At 64.2% G+C, this 1896-nt stretch carries 3 protein-coding genes; 1 reads left to right on the forward strand and 2 read right to left on the reverse strand.

Annotated elements, in window-relative coordinates; genetic code table 11:
- Both gpt and WA702_RS00030 read right to left on the reverse strand, forming a co-directional pair.
- Positions 1 to 500 (reverse strand): xanthine phosphoribosyltransferase (gene gpt / locus WA702_RS00025; RefSeq protein WP_425108477.1); only part of this gene is annotated, 500 nt, incomplete at its 3' end.
- A gap of 15 nt (positions 501 to 515) precedes the next feature.
- Complete coding sequence (locus WA702_RS00030) at positions 516 to 1253, reverse strand: competence/damage-inducible protein A (protein ID WP_425108478.1); 738 nt, start codon at positions 1251 to 1253, stop codon at positions 516 to 518.
- 228 nt (positions 1254 to 1481) lie between these two features.
- Between WA702_RS00030 and WA702_RS00035 the strand changes: the two genes are divergently transcribed.
- Positions 1482 to 1896 (forward strand): circularly permuted type 2 ATP-grasp protein (locus WA702_RS00035; RefSeq protein WP_425108479.1); only part of this gene is annotated, 415 nt, incomplete at its 3' end.

Raw genomic sequence — 1896 nt, forward strand, 5'->3', positions numbered from 1 at the left:
TGGAATGACAGCGCGGTGTCCCAGGGGAAGAAAATCCAGGTGTCCTGCGACACCTCGGTGATGAAGGTGTCGACCAGCGGCCGTCCCTTCGGCTTGGCGTAGACGGTGGCGAAATGCGCGTCGGGCAGCATGTCGCGCACCATCCGCCCGGTCTTGCCGGTGTCGACGAGGTCGTCGACGATCAACAGCCCCTTGCCGGTGCCGCCGCCGAGCTTGGCGGTGCTCTCGGAAATCCCCTTCAGCACGGTCAGCTCGCCCTGCTTGGTGTGGTCGTAGCTTGCGATGCAGACGGTGTCGATCACGCGCACGCCGAGCTCACGCGCCACGATCGCCGCCGGCACCAGCCCGCCGCGGGTGATCGCGACCACGGCATGAAACGGGCCGAGCTCGTTCAGCCGCCAGGTCAGCGCCCGGCAATCCCGGTGAAACTGATCCCACGACACCGGGAACGGTTTTCCGGCCCGCTCCTGCGCCTTCTGCTCTGCGTCCTTGTCGGTCATCTCGCTCTGCCCCTGCTACCGCACGGCCTTCAGCCCGGCGAGCATTTCCTTCACGGCGCTCATGGCCGCCGTCAGCTTCTCCTGATCGCGCGAGCGCACCACGAGATGGGAGTTCGGCTTCTGCTCCTCGTCGATGAAGGGATAGCTGCCGATGATAGTGTCCGGATGCGCGTTGGCGATCTCGCGCAAGGGGCCGCCGATGTCGCCCTCACGCGCATTGGCGCGCACCGTTTCCGACAGCATCCGCACGCCAGACTTCAGCTTCGGCGCGACGATGTCCATCATCGCCTGCATGATCGAGGGCACGCCGGCCATCACGATGACGTTGTCGAGCTTGAAGCCGGGCGCCAGGATGGTCGCGCTCTGGATCAACTCCGCGCCGTCGGGAATGCGCGCCATCCGCAACCGCGCCTCGTTCAGTTCCTGCTCGCTCCAGCGCTCGCGGAAGCGCGCCACCACCTCGGGATGATGATCGATGCCGACGCCGAACGCCTTGGCGATGCTGTCGGCCGTGATGTCGTCATGGGTCGGCCCGATACCGCCGGTGGTGAAGACATAGGTATATCGATGCCGGAGTGCGTCCAGCGCGGCGATGATATCCGGCTCGTCGTCCGAGACGACGCGGACTTCCTTCAGGTCGATGCCGAGATTGGTCAGGTACTCGGCGACGAAGCCGATGTTCTTGTCCTTGGTCCGACCGGACAGGATCTCGTCGCCGATGACCAGCATCCCGGCGGTGACGATCTCGCTCATGATTTCTCCTTAAACTTTCCTGTCCTTTTTGGCCTGTAGCCGCGCCGATGTCACCCGCCAGCAACAGCTATGCTGCCGATTTGATCACCTTATAGCCGGTTTTTCGGGCACCGCGGGGGCCGGCGGCGCCGAATGCCGCGCCCACACGCATATCGCGCTGGCCCGCCCCTTGCTACTCTCCCGGGGAGTCATGCACTGTATGACGCGGCTCGAGAGCACTGGGATCGCATGGCAGTTGCGTTCGATGAAATGAACCAGCCGGGCGGCGACATCCGCCAGGCCTATCAGGAGCTCTCCCGCTGGCTGCAGGAGACGCCGCCGGACGCGCTGGAATATCGCCGCCATGAGGCAGAATTATTGTTCCGCCGGATCGGCATCACTTTCGCTGTCTATGGCGAGGCGGAGGCCCAGGAGCGGCTGATCCCCTTCGACGTGATCCCGCGTATTCTCTCAGGCAAGGAATGGGCCTTGCTGGAGAAGGGCCTGAAGCAGCGGGTCCGCGCGCTCAACATGTTTCTGCGCGACATCTATCACGGCCGCGACATCCTGCGCGCCGAGATCATCCCCGACGATTTGATCTTCCAGAATTCGGTGTTCCGCCCGGAAATGAACGGCCAGGACGTGCCGCACGACGTCTACGTCC

It is taken from the genome of Bradyrhizobium sp. (genome assembly GCF_049798375.1).
In the GTDB taxonomy this organism is placed as follows: Bacteria; Pseudomonadota; Alphaproteobacteria; order Rhizobiales; family Xanthobacteraceae; genus Bradyrhizobium.

Bases quoted from the DNA above. Each gene is read 5' to 3' on its own strand.
- WA702_RS00030 (WP_425108478.1), bottom strand. From the start codon at position 1,253: ATGAGCGAGATCGTCACCGCCGGGATGCTGGTCATCGGCGACGAGATC.